This window comes from Marinobacter sp. MIT932201 (genome assembly GCF_047123295.1).
In the GTDB taxonomy this organism is placed as follows: domain Bacteria; phylum Pseudomonadota; class Gammaproteobacteria; order Pseudomonadales; family Oleiphilaceae; genus Marinobacter; species Marinobacter salsuginis.
On record NZ_CP138917.1, the window covers coordinates 2,899,681 to 2,920,598 of the forward strand.

Consider the following 20,918-nt stretch of genomic DNA (forward strand, 5'->3'; position numbering starts at 1 on the left):
TAAAGAAAGCGGCGGCCGGAACGGCCAACATCCTTATCCTCAGATATAAGGAATCAAAGACTCCCCATACAAATGCAAATCTTCCAGAATATGTCGCCGCTGCGGCGTCAATTCCGGGTCCGCCGCCAGGCGCTTTAATTCCTGAGCGTAAGCCTCCAGAGATCGCCACCCCTTCTTCGGGTGCATTAGCCTCTGGCTACGGAACTCCTCCCACCGCTCCAGCTCCTCACCCATCAGGCTGCCTGGATAGTTCCGCGCCCGATAGCGAAACAGCAGCTCCTGCAGGCGATTGTCTTCGAACGTCACATCCAGCTCGCCAAGCGTCTCGACCGGCTGCTCCAGCACCCAGTTCAGCTTCTCTCGATCAGCTTTGCTGATGAAGCCACCTGCATAGAGCTGCTCATCCGGGTCTGTCAGATCGCTTTCGTGGGGCTGGTCGAAGGCCTCGGCAATCTTGGCTGGCAGATCGGGGGCCTTGCGCAACATGGCGAGATTGGCCCGCAGGGTATCCCCATCCAGGGCCAACTCTTCGAGGCGCTCCGGAGAAAGGGTGGATAACATGTTCGCCGGCGCCAGCACCGGGCATTTATTCAGCTGCACGCCTTTCAGCGGAAAGCGGCTCACGCCTTCCCCCAATTCCGCCTGGGAAGTAAACACCCGCTCACGAATCTGATCAGCGCTGGCATTGATCAACTCGGTGGGGTCTTCCCTCAGGTCGTAAACAATCACCAGGTTCTTATTTGTGGGATGCTCGGCCACCGGGGCCACCATCGCACAGCAACCCCGACTGGCCGGGTACTTGGCGGATATGTGGAAAACCGGCTTCATGGTGGCGGTATCCAGCATGGCGCGTGCAGAGTGTTTATCCTTGTTCTGCAACACAAAATCAAAGAGCTTTGGCTGCTTCTCCTTGATCAGTTTGGCCACCGCAATGGTTGCCTCAACATCCGACATGGCATCGTGGGCCGCCTCGTGTGCGATTCCGTTGGCAACCGTTAGCTCCTCCAGTTTGAAACTGGGGCTTCCATCTTCCTTGCGGGGCCATTTGATACCCTCCGGTCGCAGGGCGAACGTCAGGCGCACCATATCAATAATGTCCCAGCGGGAATTGCCATTCTGCCATTCGCGGGCATAGGGATCCCGCAGGTTGCGGTAGAGGGTGTGGCGGGTCACTTCATCATCAAAGCGCAGGCTGTTGTAGCCCACCACACAGGTGCCTGGCTGGCTGAAAGCCTCGTTGATCTGCGCGATAAACTCGGCCTCTGGAAAGCCATCTTCCAGTGCTTTCTGGGGCGTAATGCCGGTAATGAGACAGGCTTCCGGCGATGGCAGGTAGTCTTCCGCTGGCTTACAGTAAATCACCAGCGGGTCTTCGATGATGTTGAGATCCGCATCCGTTCGCACGCCGGCAAACTGGGAAGGCCTGTCGTGAACCGGGTCTACCCCGAAAGTTTCGTAATCGTGCCAGTAAAACGAGCGGATCAAGGGATTAGGCTCCTGCCGAATGAATTTGCACTGGCAGGAGTTTAGCATTTAAAACAATCGGGTACCCATATCGTCCCGATGGGTCTGCAGCCGGTCCACACCCTGCGTGATCAATTGGCTCATATCCACTTTCATACTTGTGGGCAGATTAATAAACACACCCTTTCCAGCATTGATCACGGTGCTGCCATCCGGGCTCTGCCAGTCCACACCCTCGCGCTGGAAGCCAATGAAGAAGTCGCTGGTGAAATCAGTCACGCCATCGACGCCCTCTTCGCCCACAGTAATCGACTGTAAATGCGTCAGTGGCGCACAATTTGTTTCAGAACCAGCGGTGCAATCAGCTGGCGCGGCAGCAGGGTCGTTGATACCTATGTGGCTGGCGCGATAGTTGGTCGCCTGGGCGTTCTCATCAAAGAGAGTGGCATCGTACTCCTGGCCTCCACTAACGAGTTTCAGGCCAATATCGCCACTGAAACTGCTGGTAAGCGAGGAAACCGATCCCCTCGCCTGCTCAAACCCCATACGGAAGCCGGAAAGCTTCCCCTCGGCAGGGTCTTCCGCCAGCTCGATATACGGTTTGAACGCCTCGAAATGAACGGTATCTCCGGCACTGTAGGTGCGGCCGTTGAACTGCTCACCGTCATTCCGGGCAATGTGCCCGAGCGCCACATGCTGGGCAGCGAAGTCCACGCCGCCATCAATGTCGCCGGCCTGCACGTCATCCACGTTCATCCGGGTTTCCACATCCATGGTCAGCGTCATACGCGTGAACGCATGGGTATCCCCCGGGATGTTCTCGATCTGCATAAAAGCCTGCCCGGTCACCTCACCCATTGTTTCCTCTGAAATGGGCTTCAGCTCGGCCTGGGCAACGGGCGCAATACCCAGGCAGAACAAGGTGACGGCAGCGTATCCATACGCTCGCTGTCTCATATTTTGCGTCTCTGAATTAGTTATTTAGAGTCAGTTTCCGACGCCCGACTCCTCTGCAGCCCGGTTTGTTTTTGGTTTTCCGGTGCTCACAGGCGGCAGGGATTTACATTATTTTTTATTTGCCGCACACACACTATAACCAAGGCAGATCGGCCAATAGAGTGAGCAGAGTCACAATCACCATTTACAATTCAGTAATACTCAACCAACTTTGAATACAGTCACAAAACCTTTGCCTTAAAATACTTACAACACCTTACCGATTGTTACGCATGCTGTAGCAAACGTGTACACAACAAAGACTACTGGTATACTTTCGCACCTTATGAGCAACCCCCTACGGCCCCATCAATGACCACCCGCATTCTGATCTGCGACGACTCTGCCCTGGCCAGAAAGCAAATGGCCCGAGCCCTGCCAGAAGGATTGCGCGGGGACGTCAGTTTCGCGAAAGACGGTGTGGAAGCACTGGAGAAGCTGCGGCGGCACGAGGCTGAGCTGATGTTCCTGGACCTCAACATGCCGGAGATGGACGGCTACCAGGTGCTGGAACAGGTTCGCAAGGAAGATCTGCCGGTGATGACCATCGTGGTTTCCGGCGATATTCAGCCTGAAGCCCGGGAACGGGTCAAAAAACTCGGCGCTCTCGACTTCATCAAGAAGCCCACCGAAACGCACATCGTGCTCGACCTGTTGGTGGAATACGGGGTGTACCGCCCCGGAGAACTCGAAGACACAGCGCTGCAGGATACCAGCCTCAAGAATTCAGGCAGCGCCACTCCGGAGATCTCCGTTTCCCTGAACGACTACCTGCAGGAAATCTCCAACGTCGCCATGGGCCGGTCCTCGGATCTTCTGGCCCGCCTGCTACGGGTTTTCGTGAAACAACCGATACCCAAGGTCGCGTTCCTGGCCAACTCCGAACTGCACATGGCCATTTCCTCGGTCAGCGACAGCGACACCTATTCTGCGGTGTGCCAGGGGTTCACAGGTGCCGGTATTGCCGGCGAAGCGCTACTGTTATTTGCAGATGCCAGCTTCCGGGAAATGGCAGAGATGCTTCACTACGACACGCTTGAGGGCGAGGCGGTAAACGTGGAGGTGCTGATGGACATGTCCAGCATACTCTTCGGCGCCTTCCTCAAGGGCATCGGCGACCAGCTGGACCTGAAACTCGGCCTTGGCCACCCCACCGTGCTTGGCCAGCATCGGCAGATCACCGAATTGCTCGAACACCACAGCGCCCGTGAAGAACAGCTGCTGTGCATCGAAATCTGCTACGCCCTGGAAGACCGGGACATCGAATGCGACATGCTGATCCTCCTCACCGAGGATTCAGTGCCTTTTCTCGAAGATCGCCTGCAATATCTGGTGGACTGACTCATGGCCATAGAAGAATCTGAAGCCAACTCTTTTCACTGGCTGATGGACATGCTGGAATCCGTGGAAGTGGGCCTTGTGGTGCTCGACCTGGATTTCAGGGTGGAAGTCTGGAACGGCTTCATGGAGAACCACAGCGGCATCACAGCGAGCAAGATCCAGGGCCAGGTGTTGTTCGACGTATTCCCGGATATCCCAAAGGCCTGGTTGACCCGTAAGGTGGACGCCGTAGCCTTGCTCAACACCAAAGCGTTCACCTCATGGGAGCAGCGCCCTTACCTGTTCCAGTTCCGCAATACCCGGCCCATCACCGGCACGGAAGAGTACATGTTCCAGAACCTCACCATCAGCCCGCTCTCCGGCACCAACGGGGAAGTCGAGAAAGTGTGCCTGATGGTGTACGACGTTACCGACATCGCCAGCAGCAAAATGGCCCTGGAACGGGCCAACGAGCAGCTGGCCAAACTGAGCATGACAGATCGTCTCACCGGCCTGCTCAACCGGGGCACCTGGGAAAACCTGGTGGACGCGGAGTTCGAACGCTTCCGCCGCTATGGCCACACCACCAGCCTGGTGATGTTTGATATCGACCATTTCAAGCCAGTGAACGACACTCATGGCCACCTGGCCGGGGACGAAGTGATCAAACACACCGCCAGGGTCACCCGCAACGCCATCCGCCAGTCAGACAGTGCCGGCCGCTACGGGGGCGAGGAATTCGGCATCATCTTGCCGGAAACCGACGCCGAGGGCGCGCGCATCATCTGCGAACGGATACGGGAGACCATTGAACAAAGCGTGGTGGAAACCAGCGTGGCGCCGATCCGCTATACCATCAGCATTGGCATTGCCCAGTTAACGGAAGAGCCTGAGAACTATATGCAGTGGATGCAGAAGGCGGATGAGGCGTTGTATGCGGCGAAGGAAGGCGGCAGGAATCGGGTGGTAGTTGCTTAACTCGGGGTCAGATGAAATTGGGGTCAGAAGAGAAGTTCTTCTGACCCCAATTTCATCTGACCCCGAGTTCGTGTGTTCCGTCATGGCAAACAAGACCACATAGCGGTAGGGTTCCAACTTCAACTCAACTGTCACAAGGATGTGATGCTATGCCCAGAACGATAAGATTCTGCCCTCCCGGCATTCCCCAACACATTATTCAGAGAGGCAACAACCGTCAGCCGACCTTTAAAGGACGCGTGGATTTTGCCTTCTACTGCCGCCTGATGGAGCAGTATTCCGAAGAGCACGGTGTCGCCCTTCATGGCTGGGTGCTGATGACCAATCATGTGCATTTGCTGGTAACACCCTCAACAGAGACCAGCCTGTCAGCCTTCATGCAGTCCATTGGTCGGCGGTATGTTCGTTACTTCAACCGTCGACATGAAAGAACGGGCGGCCTTTGGGAGGGCAGATTCCGATCCTGTTTGATCGATTCAGAGAATTATTTGCTCGCCTGTCAAAGGTATATCGAGATGAACCCTGTGAGCGCCGGCATGGTCACAAACCCTGAAGATTATTGGTGGTCCAGCTACCAATGCCATGCGCTTGGAAAGGTAAGCGACATGCACAGCCCCCACCCTATCTATCAGGCCCTCGGCAAAGACCAGCCCGACCGCCAACGCCGTTATCGTCAACTGTTTGCCAAACCGATGCCGGATTATCTGAAAGATGAAATCCGGAAAACTGCAAGAAGTGGCAAAAGCCTCGGCTCAATTGAGTTTAAGAGCCAGCTTAAAGCCAGGTACGGCATATCCGACTAACAGCGAGTGGTTTCCAAGTTGGGGTCAGATGAAAACGGGGTCAGAAGAACTTTTCTTCTGACCCCGTTTTCATCTGACCCCGATTTTCAAGAACCTCGCTGCTATAATGTCGCATAACTCTTGAACCGGATCCGAAGTGCCTATGACTGCAATGACTGCAAGTACCGACACCTACTGGAATATGCCGGCTAGTCAGAGCAAGGCTTTGATGATTGCGCAGAGGGAAGTCTCTGTTTTTGTCTATGACGCCGTGCGTCTAGAGGGCATTAACTTTACGTTGCCGGAAATTCAAACATTGCTGCAGGGTATTACCGTAGGGGGGCACAAATTAAGCGATCAACAAATTGCTATAAACCAGAGCGAAACTTGGAAAGCGCTATTTCAAATGATCCGTGACGGACAATTCCAGGTCACGAGAGAATGCGCTGAAAACCTACACAAAATTGCGGCAAAAGAAGAAGCGTTGGAATGGGGATGCTTCCGGTCAGGATCTGTTCTTATCGCAGGCACTGATTATGAGCCTCCGGCAGCTGAGAAACTTGCGGGCCTTTTTGAGGAAATGGTGCTTAGGTTAGATGACATTGAGGACATCTACGATCAGGCCATTCATATTTTTCTGACCATGGCCCGATGCCAGTTTTTCTATGATGTGAACAAACGGATGGGCCGCTTCATGATGAATGGCCACTTATTGAACAACGGGTATCCCGCTATAAATATCCCTGCCTCGCGACAGCTTGAGTTTAACGAGTTAATGCTCGAGTTTTATGAATCCGGTGACCAGCAGGCAATGAACCGATTTGTCAGAAGCTGCCTCAGCGATAAAATCATCCGGATTATGAAGGAGTAAAATCGGGGTCAGATGAAAATGGGGTCAGAAGAAAATCTCTTCTGACCCCATTTTCATCTGACCCCAAGCTGGCGGTTAATCCTGCTGCCAGCTCTGCACGGCTTCCTTACCATGCTTCTGACGCCATTCGTTCAGCGTCTTATGATTGCCGCCACGGGTCTTGACCACTTCACCGGTGTGCGGGTTCTTATAGGTTTTCATCGGGCGCTTCGGGCGGCTGCCAGCCGTTGAATCAACCTTGCTGCCGGCCACAGAGGGATCAATTGCCGAAAGAATCTGAAGCACGTCTTTCGGCGACTTGTCATACTCCTTCATCAATGCGCGAACCTTGTTTTCAAACTCCAGTTCACCTTTCAGAGCCTGGTCTTTTTCAAGCTGTTCCAACTCTGAAGCAAGCTTTTCCATAAGCTGTTTTTTCTGGTAATAGTCGTTAATCTTTGCCATGGAATTAAAACCTTATTCAAATAGGGGTTTTAAAAACTCAATTGGAGTTGACTAAAAGTCAGGCCCAATAATAATCAAATAAATTTAGTCTGGCAAAATTATTTATTTACGAGCCCTTAATAAAAATGGCCGATCAAATTGACCGGCCTTTAATACAAACGCTGTACGAAAATTGTACTTACAACCTCAGGTCCGCTTCGCCCAGCGGCAAAATACCCTTCAGATCAAACAGAACCCCATTATCTTTCAAATAAGCGCGCAACTCTTGCGAAGATCTAGTGGCATACTCACGATGCGGCACTGCCAGAAACAGTGCGTCATAATCTCCGAATCTCGGTGACTCTACCAGAGAAATACCATATTCATGTTCTGCTTCGGCATTATCCGCCCAGCAGTCTGTTACATCCACCGAACAGCCAAAATCTTCCAATTCCCGAATAACGTCAATCACCCGAGTGTTGCGCAAATCCGGGCAATTCTCCTTAAAGGTCAGCCCCATTACCAGCACTTTTGATGATGCCACGGTATGCCCGGCCTTGATCATCGCTTTTACCAGTTCAGCCGCTGCATAGGGCCCCATATTGTCGTTTACCCGCCGGCCGGACAGAATAATTTCCGGGTGATAACCAATAGCCTGGGCTTTGTGAGTGAGATAGTACGGGTCCACACCAATACAGTGGCCACCGACCAGTCCAGGTTTAAAAGGAAGAAAATTCCATTTGGTTCCCGCGGCGGCCAGCACTTCATGAGTATCAATTTTCAGGCGCGAAAAGATCATCGAAAGCTCATTCATCAGGGCGATATTCAGATCACGCTGGGTATTTTCTATAACCTTCGCCGCTTCGGCCACTTTAATGGAACTGGCTTTATGGGTGCCCGCCGTAATAATACCGGCATAAAGCACATCCACTTCGTCAGCAATATCCGGAGTGGAGCCAGAGGTAACCTTCATTATGGTAGTTACCCGATGCTCTTTATCACCCGGATTAATACGCTCAGGACTGTAGCCAGCAAAGAAATCCTTGTTAAACGCAAGGCCAGAAACTTTCTCCAGTACCGGCACACAAACTTCTTCCGTGGCGCCAGGATAGACCGTGGATTCGTAAATCACGATATCGCCCTGCTTCAAAACCTTGCCTACGGTTTCGCTGGCTTTTACCAGAGGTGTTAAATCCGGGGTTTTGAATTCATCAATTGGGGTGGGCACCGTGACAATGTAAATCTGGCAATCGCGAATGCCCTCAAGATTATCCGTAAACGACAAACCAGATGCTGCCGCTAACTCTTCCTTGGAAACCTCACGGGTAAAATCAACGCCATCCTTCAGTTCGGCAATGCGCTTACTATTGATGTCGAAACCGACAATTTCGCGTTTCTCGCCAAAGGCAGCAGCAAGAGGCAGACCAACGTATCCCAAACCGATAACTGCAATTTTCTTCATTTTATAAACCTTTCCCTGTGAACCAGGGGGCTGCCCCCTTTTTCATAATGCCGTTTTCAGGTCCTGATTACGCAGAATTCGAATAATAAGAACGCCACTCTCATCAACGCGGTAGTATATTGAGTGACTCTGGTAAACGCTGAGCCTATACCCCGGCTTCAGATGATCAATGGCCGGATACAAATCGGGCTGCGCTGCAATCTGTTCGAAGCGCTCCTCCAGCCCATCAACATAAGCGTCCGCCTGAATCAGACCAAAATTCAGCAACCCAAACAAATAAATCGATTCAAAATCCTCATCAGCTCTTTTACTGAGCTGGTAATTTGCCATCTTTTTCGAGCCTCTCCCTGGCCGCCTGACGAATTTCTTGTGGGCTGCGGTTGCTTATACCACTGCGCTCCCCTTCATCAAGAGCCGCACGCAGTTGTTCTATTCCCGCATTACGGGCCTGGTCCTGCCGAATCAGATCACGAAAATACTCACTGTCGTTAGTGAAGCCGCCGCTGGCGATCCGGGATTTAATCCAGTCACCTTGTTGGTCGGTCAATGTTATTGTCTTGCGTATGGTGCCCATCCCCTCACTCCGCAACAAAGTTCATACTATTGATGCAGATTAGCACAATAACTCAAAACAAGGCAGGGTGAATTCAACCGGTGCGAGCATGCCCTTTAATCCGGAATCACTACACGACTGTCAGGCAGAGAACTCACCAGCCTCTCTCGAAATGCCGCCTTCGCATCCTCATCCCCATGCACTACCCGAATCTCCCTCGGTGCTTCAGGAATACCTTCAACAAAACGAAGCAAATCACGCTGTCCTGCATGGGCCGAATAACCCCCAACCTGATGAATTCGGGCCCGGATATCGTAGCGGTCACCATCAAACTCCACCCAACCACCACGGGGACCATAGGTCAGAATATCCCCTCCCGGCGTGCCCGCGGCCTGGTAACCCACGAACAGAACATCGTTCCGTTTATCGCCCAGCATCGCCTTCAGGTAATTAACCACCCTGCCACCTGCGCACATACCGGAGCCGGCCAGAACCACACAGGGGCGGTGGGAGCGGGCCAGGTAATCTACCGCATTCAGGTGGTCTTCGTGGGAGTTGATGACCGTGAGTTGCTCGAAAGAGAGCGGATGCCGGCCCTGATTGACCAATTCAGTAGCCTCGGCGTCCCAGTAGGGTTTCAGATCGCGGTAGATGCGAGTGAATTCGGCGGCGAGTGGGGAATCGACGATAATTTCCAGAGACTCCCAGGTGAAGGAGGGGTCTGACCCCACGGGGTCAGACCCCATTTTCATGCCCGAAGCTACCGCGCCTCTCCCAAACTCATGAATCAAACTCTCAATTTCATAAAGCAACTCCTGCGTCCGCCCAATACTGAACGCCGGCACTAACACCGTGCCGCCATCTTCCAGGGCGTGCTCGAGCACCGCCTTCAATCGATAGCGCCGCGTTTCCCGATCCTCATGGTCCTTATCCCCATAAGTACTCTCAATCACCAGCCGGTCCGCTCGATCCGGGGACTGGGGCGCCGGAAGCAACGGAGCATGGGGCGCCCCAAGATCGCCACTGAATACAATCCGTTCTTCAGAATCCCCCACACGCGCATCGCATTCCACATAGGCCGAGCCCAGAATATGCCCGGCTCTCTGCAACCGAACCGACAGCGAGCAATCATCCTCATCAAACACCGAATGCCACTGGCCATAGGGCACCGGCACCAGGCGGGAACGAATCAGCCCCAAAACCCGCTCAATCAACTGCCGATCGCGGGTGAAACCGATCTTCAGGGCATCTTCCAGAATTTCCGGCAGCATAATCGCCGAGGGCTCGGAACAAATAATGGGTCCCTCAAACGCCGCCGCCAGCAAATAGGGAATGCGGCCGACGTGGTCGATATGCACATGGGTAACCACCAAGGCCCTGATGTGTTCGATGGGAAAATCAATGGAGAGATCAGAGGCGGAAGCGCCGCGGCCTTCGTCCTGGCCCTGGAACAGGCCGCAGTCGATGAGAATGCCACTCTTTTGGGAACCCCGAGACAGGGACAATTCATGGCACGAGCCGGTTACGCCGGAGGTGGCGCCGTGGTGGGATACTTCAATCATCGTCAACGTTCCTTGTTAAAAAACAAAAACGGGGGCAATCAAGCCCCCGCCATTCAACTACCAAACCAATAGTATATCCTACGCCAAAGGCAACCGACGGACTTTGTCCTCATTCCTTGTCTCGCCAACCGGCGTCTGATTCCCGTTACACCAAACTAAATCCGCCACATCACCATTGTGCGAAAACGCAGTGGGCGCTGCTTTAAGAATCTGAACCACCTCGTGACAATCAAATTCGTGGCTTGCCCGCATCAACCGATTGAGGGTCTGCTCTACATCCTCCCAAGGCATGGACGCTTCCCGGGCCATCATTATTCTTGGATGCGCGGTGCCTTGCGGGTTGTCACCAATCAATAGTTCTTCATAAAGCTTCTCGCCCGGCCTCAGCCCTGAGAAGACAATCTCGATATCTCCATCTGGCCGTTCATCGGTTTTCTCGATTAACCCCATCAGATGAATCATCTTGCGGGCCAGGTCCGCAATCTTGACGGGCTCCCCCATATCTAGAACAAACACTTCACCACCGAGCCCCATACTTCCGGCCTGAAGAACCAGCTGACTCGCCTCCGGAATGGTCATGAAGTATCGGATGATATCCGGGTGAGTCACTGTAACTGGCCCGCCATCCCGAATCTGGTCGCGAAACAATGGAACCACAGACCCTGATGATCCGAGCACGTTGCCAAAGCGCACCATTGAAAAAACAGTATCGGACTGCCGCTGGGCCAGCCCCTGCAATACCAGTTCCGCCATTCGCTTGCTGGCGCCCATCACATTGGTAGGGCGCACCGCCTTATCGGTAGAAATGAGGACAAAACGCTGAACACCAGTGGCAATCGCAGCCTCAGCCACATGGAATGTACCGAAGACGTTGTTCTGAACACCCTCAATAATGTTGTGCTCAACCAAAGGTACATGCTTGTAGGCAGCGGCGTGGTAAACCGTCTCGATACCAAAGCTGCGCATAACCGCTTCACATCGTCTGCGGTGGGTAACACTGCCCAGCAAGGGGTGAATCTCCACACCCAAGCCTTCTATACGGTTCAAAGCTTGGAGTTCACGCTCGATTGCGTAGAGTGAGAACTCGGACTGCTCAAAAAGCACAAGTCGCGTAGGCCGGTGGCGAATAATCTGCCGGCACAGCTCAGAGCCAATGGAACCACCGGCACCCGTTACCAGTACCGAGCGGTTATAAAGACTAGCCGCGACTTGGGCATTGTCAGGCTGGACCGGATCACGACCTAGCAGGTCTTCTATTTCCAAATCTCGGATATCGTTAATGCGAGCCTGTCCTGCCACCAATTCGGACATGGTTGGAACCGTCTGAACCGGGATCGCTAATGGCTCCAGTCTTTTCAACAAACGTTTCCGATCAATCCCAGAATCAGCATCTAATGCTAGCAAAAGCCTTTTTATCCGATGTTCTCTTACAACACGCTCTATGTGGCTGATGTCGTAAACAGGAATACCATTTACAAGCGCTCTGTGATTGGACTTCATAAGGGTTATAAACGCACAAGGATGATACTCAGTCCCCTGATCCAAGGCATTCGCCAACTGAAGACCGGTTTCTCCCGCACCCACTATGCCAACAAACTGTTTGTTTCTATGCTTCGGTCGGTTCACCAACATGCGCACTGTCATGCGAGTACCGCTCACGAAGATAAAGGCCAGTGCGCCGTAAATTATGGGAACGGAGCGGGGCACCAGCACCTCAAGCCAGTACCCAAGCAAAATCAGGGTAATCGCAGATACAAAGACACCAGTGATGACCGTGATAAAAGCCCGGTCGCTCAGGTAACGGATCACCGCCCGATAAAGACCCAGCTTAACGAATACCGCAATGGTAATAGCGACGGTGAGACCCGAGACGATGAGCTGGCCCCGGTCGGGCACCCAGAACTGCTGGTCCAGACGAAGCGAAAACGCTGCCCAAAGAGCAAAAAACAGCACGGCGACATCAGCGAAGACCGAAATCAGTCTCTTGTGTGCGTAAACCGCTGAAGGTTGCCACCCATTCCACGTGAAGCCTGCCACCCGGACCGGAGCAAGGCTGCCACCCATCGGAGCGTAGCGACGCGGGGTTTCTCTTCTTACTCCGAAGTCTCAGTGCCCGTCAACTTTGCCTGCTGTTTTCGCATGGATTCGCCCCGCAGATTGATCTTGTAGGCGTTGTGTACGAGCCGGTCCAGGATGGCATCTGCCAGAGTGGCGTCACCGATGATGCCGTGCCATTCCTCGATGGGTAATTGGCTAGTGGCGATGGTGGAGCGCCGGCCATGTCGGTCTTCCAGCACCTCCAGCAAGTCCCGCCGGTTCTCCGCGCTCAGCTTCATCAGCCCCCAGTCATCCAGGATCAGCACGTCGACCTTGGCCAGGCTGGTCAGGAGCTTTGAGTATTGGCCATCGCCCTTGGCGATGGTCAGCTCTCGTAGCAGCCGGGTCAGGCGGACGTACTGGGCGGTGTAACCCTCCCGGCAGGCCTTGTGTGCCAGAGCACAGGCCAACCAGGTTTTCCCGACGCCAGTCGGGCCGGTGATGAGCACGTTCAGGTGTTCCTTCACCCACTGGCAGCTGGCCAGACTCTGGACAAGCCCTTTATCCAGGCCCCGTGAGTTCCGGTAATCAATGTCTTCGAGGATGGCGGCGTGTCGCAGCTTGGCCCGGCGCAGGCGGCTGCTCATGCGTCGGTTGTCCCGTTCCGTCATTTCCCGGTCGACCAGCAGGCCAAGGCGCTCCTCGAAGCTCAGGTCGGTAATGTCGGGGGTGGCCGATTGATCCGCCAGGGCGGCGGCCATGCCGGTCAGTTTGAGGGCGTGGAGCTTATCCAGCGTGGGATGTTTCAGCATGTCAGGTTCCTTCAGTGGTAGTAGGCGGGGCCACGGATGTTGTCGTGTGTGTCGGGTAAGGCCAGTTCTTGTTGCTCTTCCAGGGGCTGCTCATCCAGGCGGTGCTTGAGGATGGATTCGATGCTCTTGTATCGGCAACTGCCCAGCATCAGGGCGCGTTGGCAGGCACGTTCTAATCGTGCCTCGCCGTAGCTCTGGCCCAGCCGGAGAATGCCCAGACAGGACCGATAGGCCTGTTGCGGATGCTTTCTTGCCCCCAGCGCGGTACGGATAAGCTTTTCAGTTGCCGGTCCAGTCTTGGCTGCCCAGGCGGTCAGTCGCTCTGGGGTCCACTCGCCGGCTTGGCGATGGGACTCCGGCATGTGAGCGGCGATGGTGCTATGCCGACCCTTCTGATCCGAACGCCGGTGGCTGGCGATCCGGTTGCCCCGGTGGAAGCATTCGATGGTGTTGTGGGTGATCCGGACCTCCACCTCTTTCTTGATCAGGGTGTAGGGCACCGAGTAGTAGTGCCCATCGATGGCCACGTGGTAGTCGATGTGTACCCGGGCTTTTTTCCACTCGGCGTAGACATACGGCTCGGCGGGTAGCGGTTGTAGAACCGGCTGGTCCAGCTGTTTGAAGTGATCAAGCCGGCACCCGGGCAACTTGCGGAAGGGGCGGCTATTGAGCTTCTCCAACAGCTCACGGATGGTGGCGTTGAGCTGCCCCAGGGAGAAGTGCTGACGATGGCGCAGGGCCGCCAGGATCCAGCGCTCAACGATCAATACGCCACCTTCCACCTTGGCCTTGTCACGGGGCTTGCGAACCCGTGTGGGGACAACGGCCACGCCATAATGGCTAGCCATATCCTGATAGGTCGGATTGAGATCCGGCTCGTAGCGATGGGCCTTGCTGACGCCGGAACGGAGGTTATCCGGAACCACCAGTTCCGGCACGCCGCCCAGGAACTCGAAGGCTCGGATGTGAGAGCCGATCCAGTCCGGCAGGGTCTGGCTCCAGGTGGCCTCGGCGTAGGTGTAATTGGACGCACCCATCACCGCCACAAAGACTTGCGCCTCATGGATCTCACCGGTGGTGCGATCAATGACGGGCACCGTGTGCCCAGCATAGTCCACGAACAGCTTTTCACCGGCTCGGTGGTCCTGACGCATCACCAGATCCAGCTTGCCCTGCCAGGCCCGGTAGTGCTCGCAGAACCAGCTGTACTGGTAGCCATCCGGATTGGCTTCCCGGTACTCCTGCCAGAGCAGGAACAGGGTGACGTTCTTGCCCCGGAGTTCATCGTGGATTCGCTTCCAATCCGGAATGCCTCGGGCCTGTGCCGGCAGATCCGGTGGTGGCGGGAACAGCCGTTGCTCCAGCTGGGCTTCACTCAGATCCTCTGGCAGCGGCCAGCCAAGCTCCGCCTCAGCAGCACGCCGCAGATACTCGCTCACAGTGGGGCGACTGATGCCGCAGGCTGCGGCAACCTGCCGGTTACTCAGCCCTCGCTCCCACTTGAGGCGAAGGACTTCTTTGATTTTACGCATGGATAACCTCATCGCTGGCATCTGGCCCTCTCCGGATGAAAAGGAGCAGAGTACCGTTAGTTATCCCGCGCCGGACGTTTTGATGGGGAAATCAGGCAGCCTGCCAGGGTGGCAGCTTTGCCGTGGAATCAGTGGCAGCTTTCGCGTGGAATGGGTGGCAGGCTTCGTCTGGAATCAGTGGCAACCTTGGTCTGGAATACGCAGCTTGTGAACCCGGGAAAGATTCAGAAATCTCTGGAACATGGTTTTCCTTTACCAGCTAAAAAAATACAAGGCACTAGATATTATAAGACACAAGGAGCGCGAGCGATGCTTTGAAGCAGCCAATCAGTGTTTTCCAGGCACTCTGTCCCCGGCGCCCTTCCCTGAAACAGTCATCAAAATATATTTGAAGTAGGCCGACACAGTCAGATTCTGAAGCATTTTCTGGTCCGTCTCTGCCAGGAGTGTTGGCGTAGACATATCAATGTCGTTCACCTGCGCAAGTCCGGTAATACCCGGCCTGGCAGCCAAAACACCGCGCTTTTCACGTTCCATAATGAGCTCTTCCTGATTGAAGAGACACGGCCTCGGGCCCACAAGGCTCATTTCGCCTTTCAGCACATTCCACAACTGCGGCAGTTCATCCAACTTGGTTCGTCTCAGAAAGCGACCGAATGGTGTAATCGCAGCAGGGCTGGCCAGGTGACTGGCGACAGACAGTGTTTCTTTGCTCATCGTGCGGAATTTAACCAGGGTAAACGGCTTTTTGTGTCGGCCCACCCGCTCCTGCATGAAAACAGGCGAGCCCGTGTCGAAGAGCCCGATAAAAACCAGTAGAAGCAGCAAAGGAAGGCCAACAACCAACCCTAGTAGCGCAAAAAAAACATCAAAAGCGCGAATCACATAAACTCCTTGGTGACGGAAAGGACAAGCTCCAATCGGTTCTATTCCCGATTAATCACTGCCGAACAAATCGCGAGTGTAAACTCTATCTTGAATATCTGATAATTCCGGCACCATGCGATTGGAAATGACTACATCGCATCTTTGCTTGAATTGATCCAAATCGTTTACGATTTCCGACCCATAAAACTGATCCTCTTCAATTACCGGCTCATAAACGACTACCTCAATCCCTTTGGCCTTGATTCTCTTCATAACACCCTGGATCGCTGAAGCTCGGTAATTGTCTGAACCTGACTTCATAATCAAACGATAGATGCCAACACAGTTCGGCCGTTTTTTTATTACAGCCTCCGCAATAAAGTCTTTTCTTGTAGTGTTGGCATCCACTATCGCTTTGATCAAATTCTGTGGCACATCCGAATAGTTAGCCAGCAATTGCTTTGTGTCTTTTGGCAGACAGTAGCCTCCATAGCCAAATGAAGGATTGTTATAAAAGTCGCCAATTCGTGGGTCGAGGCATGCGCCATTGATAATTTGCCGACTATCCAACCCATGCGTCTCTGCATAGGTATCAAGCTCATTAAAAAAAGCGACCCGCATAGCGAGGTAGGTGTTGGCAAAGAGCTTGATGGCTTCAGCCTCTGTCGATTCTGTGAATAGTGTTGGAATGTCTTCCTTAAGCGCACCATCGCAAAGCAACTTGGCAAAGGTTTCAGCCCTCGCAGAGCGCTCGCCAACAACGATCCTTGAGGGGTATAAATTATCGTAGAGTGCCCTACCTTCACGCAGAAATTCGGGAGAAAAAACGATATTCTCCGTACCGTACTTGGCTCTAGCCATCGCGGTAAAACCTACCGGAATGGTGGACTTTATAACCATCAGCGCCCCCGGATTTATTTCGAGGACATCCGAAATCACCGACTCCACGGTTTTAGTGTTGAAATAATTTGTTTCAGGGTCGTAATCTGTCGGCGTCGCAATTATTACAAAGTCGGCATCCTCATAAGCGATGTTCTTATCGGTGGTGGCCCTGAGGCTGAGTTTTTTGCTTACCAAAAAAGACTCAATTTCTGGATCCTCTATCGGCGACAGCCTCTCATTCACCATGCCAACGCGCCTGTCATCTATATCCAGAGCAATGACATCGTTATGCTGAGACAGCAAGACAGCATTTGATAAACCAACGTACCCGGTACCAACCACTGCAATTTTCATTTTCATTTGGGTCCTAATTCAAAATTCGTTTCGATCACTGAGACTCATAAAAGAGTTTTCCGACTGTCTCCAGTTCTGACCTGGTATTATCGCAAGGCGCCCATCCATCAAGCCTTTTCGCCTTCTCATTGTCGATCTCCAAATCGCAGAAAAGCTGTGTGTACATTTCTCGCTTCCCTACTAACCTCAAAGCAATAGCCACAAGCGACGCCGGAACGGGAATGAGCCTTTCAGACCTGTTCATTCCGCGCCTCAGAGACGACACGATATCTGCGGTTGAGACAGCTGAGGAATCCGCTACAACGAAGGCCTGGTTTCCAGCTTCGGTGCTCTGAATGCACGTAATAAGGAAATCTGACAAAGTTCCCACAGATATCAGACTGCGACGGTTTGAACACATACCAAAAGGGAGCGGAGCAGGTGAATTCGCGAGCCGAAGAAGACTTCCAAAGTTCCCCGGCGCTTTCTCGCCATAAACAAGCGGAGGGCGAACAATGACAAATTCAGAAGATCCAACCCCATCGAACAGGCGGGTTAGCTCCACCTCTGCCTCCATCTTTGATTGCGTATAAGGAGAGGCGGGGCTCAATGGCGTGCTCTCAGATATTGCCTTCCCCGTGGTCGCCGTCCCGTGCACGCCAATCGAACTTACAAACACGAACCGCCGAACATCGGCTTTAATCGCCGCCTCAGCAAGCCTGAGCGTCACATTCACATTCGCCCGTCTAAAGCCATCCAGTTCCTGGCGTTCGCTACCGCCCTTACCATGTGCCTGGCCCGCCAAATGAACAACCGCGTCGATGCCGTCTGAAAACAGCTGTTGCAGATCGTCCGTTTCCAGATCCAGCTGACGATATGCCAGACCTGAACGCCCTGTTAAATCGCCTAAATCGCCTCCGCGGCCAACCGCCACGACGTCCTTTCCAGCGGACACAAGTCGGGCGCATAGCTCCCGCCCGACGAATCCCGTGGCACCGGTAACGAGAACCCTATTTTCCATGGAACGACTCAATCCAGATCTTTAATAGACAGCAAATCATCGAAATAGGTGATTGTTTTTTTCAGGCCATCATCAAGCTTGATCTTGGGTTCCCAACCCAATTCTGCACGCGCAAGCTCAATGTTCGGCTGACGCTGCTTTGGGTCGTCCTGTGGAAGGGGCTTGAAAATCAATTCGGAAGACGAACCAGTCAATTCAATCACGCGCTCCGCGAGCTCTCTGATGGTAAACTCACCTGGGTTACCCAAGTTAACCGGACCGGTGAAGTCTTCCCGTGAATTCATCAAACGGACGAAACCATCGACCAGGTCATCCACATAGCAGAAGCTGCGGGTTTGCTGCCCTTCACCATAGATCGTGATGTCTTCTCCTTTCAACGCCTGAACAACAAAGTTGCTGACGACTCGTCCGTCGTTCGGATGCATCCGAGGACCATAGGTGTTGAAAATCCGGGCCACCTTAATTGGAAGGTTATGCTGCCTGTAGTAATCAAAGAACAGCGTTTCTGCGCATCGCTTCCCTTCGTCGTAACAGGACCGTATTCCGATTGGGTTAACTTTACCCCAATAACTTTCGGGCTGGGGGTGTACCTCCGGGTCGCCATATACTTCACTGGTGGACGCTTGGAAAATCCGCGCCCCCAATCGTTTTGCAAGACCCAGCATGTTGATCGCGCCGTGAACACTCGTCTTCGTAGTCTGTACCGGGTCGTGCTGATAGTGTACAGGAGAGGCGGGACACGCCAGGTTATAGATTTGATCGACTTCCACGTAAAGGGGGAACGTGACGTCGTGTCTCATCACCTCAAAGTAAGGGTTATTCATAAGGTGGGCAATATTTCTCTTTCGCCCCGTAAAGAAGTTGTCTACACAAAGGACGTCATGGCCTTCATTCAAGAGGCGTTCACACAGATGGGACCCTAGGAAACCAGCCCCACCAGTTACAAGTACTCTCATATCACATTCCTTTCTTTATAAATCTGAAATACAAACCACCCAATACATGGGTCAGGGTTAAAAACACCGCCTCAGAAAGACTCCTTCCAGGGTAGTCCCAATGCACCATGAAAACTTTTTTCATCATAGCCATCTTGGAGCCGGATATTTGACCCTCAATCTTTCGATAGAAAAGCAGCGGAGCGCGAACCTTTATACATTTTGGTTTTTTTTCAAGAATCCTCAGCCAGCAGTGATAGTCTTCGACAGCCTTATAGTTAATGCCTTCTACGAACGGAGTTGCCTTTAAAAGATCTCTTTCAGCAATCACGCTGGAAGTAGGAATCCGCGCGCGCAAGCTTTGTTGCTTAAACGAAACTTCTTCAACGTCATATCGCTCAATCCTATCAAACGATATTCCCTGCTCACTCGTGAAATCCTTCATCTGCGAGCAAACGAAACTCGCATTAGATTTGGATAGCACCTCCAATTGGATTTCCAGCTTCCTTGGATGCCAAATGTCGTCAGAATCCAAAAAGGCAACATATTGTCCAGACGCTTCTCTCACGCCAATATTCCGTGGGCCTGCTGGCCCCCCAAAGTTAGCGCTCAGTGCAATCAATTTAATTCTCTGGTCCTTTTCCGCCCACTTTTGAACGATTTCGCGTGTTCCATCAGTCGAGCAGTCATCAACAACAAGCATCTCCCAATCGTCAAAGGTTTGGTTGACGACCGATTGAATTGTAGAGTCGATTAATCTCGCAGCATTGTAGGCGGGAGTAACTATCGTTACTGATTGTTCTGTAGTCTTGCTCACCCCCGATCCCCTCTAGAAAACATAGATCTAAAACCGTCGACCCATCGAAAGGCAAAACGACGACTAACTTGATATGGCTGGCCAACAGTTTTTGGGACTTCGTAATCGGCCAACTCTCCCCAGGCATTCTGCCGAAGCAGCGAAAGCACCTCGTTCTCTGAATTCTCGAATTCTGAAAAGACCGGATCGTCTGCCTCTATGTTGCCAGTCTCAAATTGCCTGATGATGCGATCAGGGTCTGCACCTTCAAAATATTGATACTTGGTGGTTTCCAGCGCCTTCACATAATCCACGAACTGGGGGTAACGATGAGAACGAACGTATAAAAACCTAAGGGTTTTACGCCGCACCAGGTCTTCATCCAAATCAAGCAGATCATTCTCTTCCATATCCTGGCGGGACAGGAAAATCTGGGCGAACCCCGCCCTCTCGTAAGGAGCTGGCCCGAGACACACAACTTGCTTACCACACGCTCCGGCCTCTACAGCTGAACTTCCCCCATTCAAAACAACAATATCTGACTGTTGTATGAGGTCGTATGTGCTTGCCTTCTCTTCACTACTGATGAAATGGATTCCTCGATCTTCCGCCCATTGCCGGTAAAGCCTTAGCGAACGTTCTCCCGTTACCCGCCCAATATTTTCAGACCAATTAGGGTGGCACCGTAAAACTACTTGCTCTGGGTGAATGTTGTAGACCTCGAAAAAGTCGTCAAGGGCCTGGGTGTTATCCTGCCACCCAGTTTCCCAGTCTTCATGACCGGCGAACTCGTTCTTACTACTTGGTACAATTAGAATCCTCTTTCCGGATGTCCTGGTTGGCCAAGGAGCAGGCTCAGGATTTTGGTTATACAGGCGCCATTCCAATGAGTTTCGCTGCAGGAACCTATCCCCTACTAGTTTTCCTGCATATTTGGCTTGGGATACTGTCAATGGTTTTTCGCTGTACTCTGAAACAAGCTCACCCAACGCTTTCAGTCCGAGACAGTTGCCATTCGGCACCAGCTGGATACCGTCCCCAAACCATGTCCGTTCATGGCTAATAAAGGGAATACCCACTGATTCACAGGCGTAGGTGACACCACGAGTCAAATCCATGCGCCCATTGAAACAGATGACACCTTCTAGGCTATTGTCTGCTATCCATTGTTTGGTGCTCTCGTACACGGAACCTATGGGTGAATATAGAGATCGTCGGATTTCAACTACTTCCGTATCATTCCATTCAACATCGGACTCAGTCCGTGACAAAGTACAGGAGCTTGACAGAGC

General features: G+C 53.0%; 20 protein-coding genes. 4 read left to right on the plus strand and 16 right to left on the minus strand.

From position 1 onward, the window contains the following. Window positions 1-39: 39 nt before the first annotated feature. Window positions 40-1,485 (minus strand): exodeoxyribonuclease I, encoded by a 1,446-nt coding sequence (sbcB, locus tag SIC15_RS13260; RefSeq protein WP_412536128.1) that lies wholly within the window; start codon window positions 1,483-1,485, stop codon window positions 40-42. Between the two features lie 48 nt (window positions 1,486-1,533). Then, on the minus strand, window positions 1,534-2,421 hold the full coding sequence (locus tag SIC15_RS13265; protein ID WP_412536129.1) for a hypothetical protein: 888 nt from the start codon (window positions 2,419-2,421) through the stop codon (window positions 1,534-1,536). Window positions 2,422-2,772: 351 nt separating this feature from the next. On the opposite strand from SIC15_RS13265, the gene SIC15_RS13270 reads away from it, so the two are divergent. The 4 genes from SIC15_RS13270 (at window position 2,773) to SIC15_RS13285 (ending at window position 6,411) form a co-directional block, all read left to right on the plus strand. Continuing rightward, the gene (locus SIC15_RS13270; protein WP_153633653.1) at window positions 2,773-3,801 is read left to right on the plus strand and encodes a response regulator; all 1,029 of its coding nucleotides are present in this window, start codon (window positions 2,773-2,775) and stop codon (window positions 3,799-3,801) included. 3 nt (window positions 3,802-3,804) lie between these two features. Then, a complete protein-coding gene (locus SIC15_RS13275) occupies window positions 3,805-4,758 on the plus strand; it encodes a diguanylate cyclase (RefSeq protein ID WP_412536130.1) in 954 nt (317 codons plus the stop codon). 239 nt (window positions 4,759-4,997) lie between these two features. Beyond that, complete coding sequence (locus SIC15_RS13280) at window positions 4,998-5,561, plus strand: transposase (protein WP_412536131.1); 564 nt, start codon at window positions 4,998-5,000, stop codon at window positions 5,559-5,561. A 142-nt stretch (window positions 5,562-5,703) separates the two neighbouring features. Further along, window positions 5,704-6,411, plus strand: a complete 708-nt coding sequence (locus SIC15_RS13285) for a Fic family protein (RefSeq protein WP_412536132.1) — start codon at window positions 5,704-5,706, stop codon at window positions 6,409-6,411. 75 nt (window positions 6,412-6,486) lie between these two features. Here SIC15_RS13285 and SIC15_RS13290 read toward each other — a convergent pair whose 3' ends face one another. From SIC15_RS13290 to SIC15_RS13355, 14 genes are all read right to left on the minus strand, one after another. Further along, window positions 6,487-6,855: a histone-like nucleoid-structuring protein, MvaT/MvaU family gene (locus SIC15_RS13290; RefSeq protein ID WP_412536133.1), complete on the minus strand. Its 369-nt coding sequence runs from the start codon at window positions 6,853-6,855 to the stop codon at window positions 6,487-6,489. Between the two features lie 178 nt (window positions 6,856-7,033). Further along, complete coding sequence (gene tviB / locus SIC15_RS13295) at window positions 7,034-8,296, minus strand: Vi polysaccharide biosynthesis UDP-N-acetylglucosamine C-6 dehydrogenase TviB (RefSeq protein WP_412536134.1); 1,263 nt, start codon at window positions 8,294-8,296, stop codon at window positions 7,034-7,036. A 42-nt stretch (window positions 8,297-8,338) separates the two neighbouring features. Then, window positions 8,339-8,626 (minus strand): type II toxin-antitoxin system RelE/ParE family toxin, encoded by a 288-nt coding sequence (locus SIC15_RS13300; RefSeq protein WP_412536135.1) that lies wholly within the window; start codon window positions 8,624-8,626, stop codon window positions 8,339-8,341. Further along, complete coding sequence (locus SIC15_RS13305) at window positions 8,604-8,870, minus strand: type II toxin-antitoxin system ParD family antitoxin (RefSeq protein WP_136632001.1); 267 nt, start codon at window positions 8,868-8,870, stop codon at window positions 8,604-8,606. Before SIC15_RS13305 ends, SIC15_RS13300 begins: the two co-directional genes overlap by 23 nt. A gap of 95 nt (window positions 8,871-8,965) precedes the next feature. Continuing rightward, window positions 8,966-10,411, minus strand: coding sequence for an MBL fold metallo-hydrolase RNA specificity domain-containing protein (locus SIC15_RS13310; RefSeq protein ID WP_412536136.1), 1,446 nt, complete (start codon window positions 10,409-10,411; stop codon window positions 8,966-8,968). A gap of 78 nt (window positions 10,412-10,489) precedes the next feature. Further along, window positions 10,490-12,475, minus strand: coding sequence for a polysaccharide biosynthesis protein (locus tag SIC15_RS13315; protein ID WP_412536137.1), 1,986 nt, complete (start codon window positions 12,473-12,475; stop codon window positions 10,490-10,492). Between the two features lie 29 nt (window positions 12,476-12,504). Continuing rightward, window positions 12,505-13,260 carry an IS21-like element ISSpu5 family helper ATPase IstB gene (gene istB / locus SIC15_RS13320; protein WP_008170042.1) on the minus strand — a complete coding sequence of 252 codons (756 nt, stop codon included), beginning with the start codon at window positions 13,258-13,260 and terminating at the stop codon, window positions 12,505-12,507. 11 nt (window positions 13,261-13,271) lie between these two features. Continuing rightward, complete coding sequence (gene istA, locus SIC15_RS13325; protein WP_053114397.1) at window positions 13,272-14,813, minus strand: IS21-like element ISSpu5 family transposase; 1,542 nt, start codon at window positions 14,811-14,813, stop codon at window positions 13,272-13,274. 306 nt (window positions 14,814-15,119) lie between these two features. Then, window positions 15,120-15,677 (minus strand): sugar transferase, encoded by a 558-nt coding sequence (locus SIC15_RS13330; protein WP_209396809.1) that lies wholly within the window; start codon window positions 15,675-15,677, stop codon window positions 15,120-15,122. Between the two features lie 51 nt (window positions 15,678-15,728). Further along, on the minus strand, window positions 15,729-16,895 hold the full coding sequence (locus tag SIC15_RS13335; RefSeq protein WP_412537620.1) for a nucleotide sugar dehydrogenase: 1,167 nt from the start codon (window positions 16,893-16,895) through the stop codon (window positions 15,729-15,731). A gap of 34 nt (window positions 16,896-16,929) precedes the next feature. Continuing rightward, on the minus strand, window positions 16,930-17,895 hold the full coding sequence (locus SIC15_RS13340; protein WP_412536138.1) for an NAD-dependent epimerase/dehydratase family protein: 966 nt from the start codon (window positions 17,893-17,895) through the stop codon (window positions 16,930-16,932). A gap of 8 nt (window positions 17,896-17,903) precedes the next feature. Next, a complete protein-coding gene (locus SIC15_RS13345) occupies window positions 17,904-18,851 on the minus strand; it encodes a UDP-glucuronic acid decarboxylase family protein (protein WP_412536139.1) in 948 nt (315 codons plus the stop codon). A 1-nt stretch (window position 18,852) separates the two neighbouring features. Next, the gene (locus SIC15_RS13350) at window positions 18,853-19,647 is read right to left on the minus strand and encodes a glycosyltransferase family 2 protein (RefSeq protein WP_412536140.1); all 795 of its coding nucleotides are present in this window, start codon (window positions 19,645-19,647) and stop codon (window positions 18,853-18,855) included. Further along, a complete protein-coding gene (locus SIC15_RS13355) occupies window positions 19,644-20,813 on the minus strand; it encodes a capsule biosynthesis protein (protein ID WP_412536141.1) in 1,170 nt (389 codons plus the stop codon). The genes SIC15_RS13350 and SIC15_RS13355 overlap by 4 nt, the downstream gene beginning before the upstream one ends. Window positions 20,814-20,918: the final 105 nt, after the last annotated feature.

What these genes read in the sequence shown, in the direction of transcription:
- SIC15_RS13285 (WP_412536132.1), top strand. Translation starts at nt 5,704, where the DNA reads ATGACTGCAATGACTGCAAGTACCGACACCTACTGGAATATGCCGGCT.
- SIC15_RS13335 (WP_412537620.1), bottom strand. Translation starts at nt 16,895, where the DNA reads ATGAAAATTGCAGTGGTTGGTACCGGGTACGTTGGTTTATCAAATGCT.
- SIC15_RS13315 (WP_412536137.1), bottom strand. Translation starts at nt 12,475, where the DNA reads ATGGGTGGCAGCCTTGCTCCGGTCCGGGTGGCAGGCTTCACGTGGAAT.
- istA (WP_053114397.1), bottom strand. Translation starts at nt 14,813, where the DNA reads ATGCCAGCGATGAGGTTATCCATGCGTAAAATCAAAGAAGTCCTTCGC.
- SIC15_RS13345 (WP_412536139.1), bottom strand. Translation starts at nt 18,851, where the DNA reads ATGAGAGTACTTGTAACTGGTGGGGCTGGTTTCCTAGGGTCCCATCTG.
- SIC15_RS13270 (WP_153633653.1), top strand. Translation starts at nt 2,773, where the DNA reads ATGACCACCCGCATTCTGATCTGCGACGACTCTGCCCTGGCCAGAAAG.
- tviB (WP_412536134.1), bottom strand. Translation starts at nt 8,296, where the DNA reads ATGAAGAAAATTGCAGTTATCGGTTTGGGATACGTTGGTCTGCCTCTT.
- SIC15_RS13305 (WP_136632001.1), bottom strand. Translation starts at nt 8,870, where the DNA reads ATGGGCACCATACGCAAGACAATAACATTGACCGACCAACAAGGTGAC.
- SIC15_RS13310 (WP_412536136.1), bottom strand. Translation starts at nt 10,411, where the DNA reads ATGATTGAAGTATCCCACCACGGCGCCACCTCCGGCGTAACCGGCTCG.
- istB (WP_008170042.1), bottom strand. Translation starts at nt 13,260, where the DNA reads ATGCTGAAACATCCCACGCTGGATAAGCTCCACGCCCTCAAACTGACC.
- SIC15_RS13290 (WP_412536133.1), bottom strand. Translation starts at nt 6,855, where the DNA reads ATGGCAAAGATTAACGACTATTACCAGAAAAAACAGCTTATGGAAAAG.
- SIC15_RS13300 (WP_412536135.1), bottom strand. Translation starts at nt 8,626, where the DNA reads ATGGCAAATTACCAGCTCAGTAAAAGAGCTGATGAGGATTTTGAATCG.
- SIC15_RS13265 (WP_412536129.1), bottom strand. Translation starts at nt 2,421, where the DNA reads ATGAGACAGCGAGCGTATGGATACGCTGCCGTCACCTTGTTCTGCCTG.
- SIC15_RS13275 (WP_412536130.1), top strand. Translation starts at nt 3,805, where the DNA reads ATGGCCATAGAAGAATCTGAAGCCAACTCTTTTCACTGGCTGATGGAC.
- SIC15_RS13340 (WP_412536138.1), bottom strand. Translation starts at nt 17,895, where the DNA reads ATGGAAAATAGGGTTCTCGTTACCGGTGCCACGGGATTCGTCGGGCGG.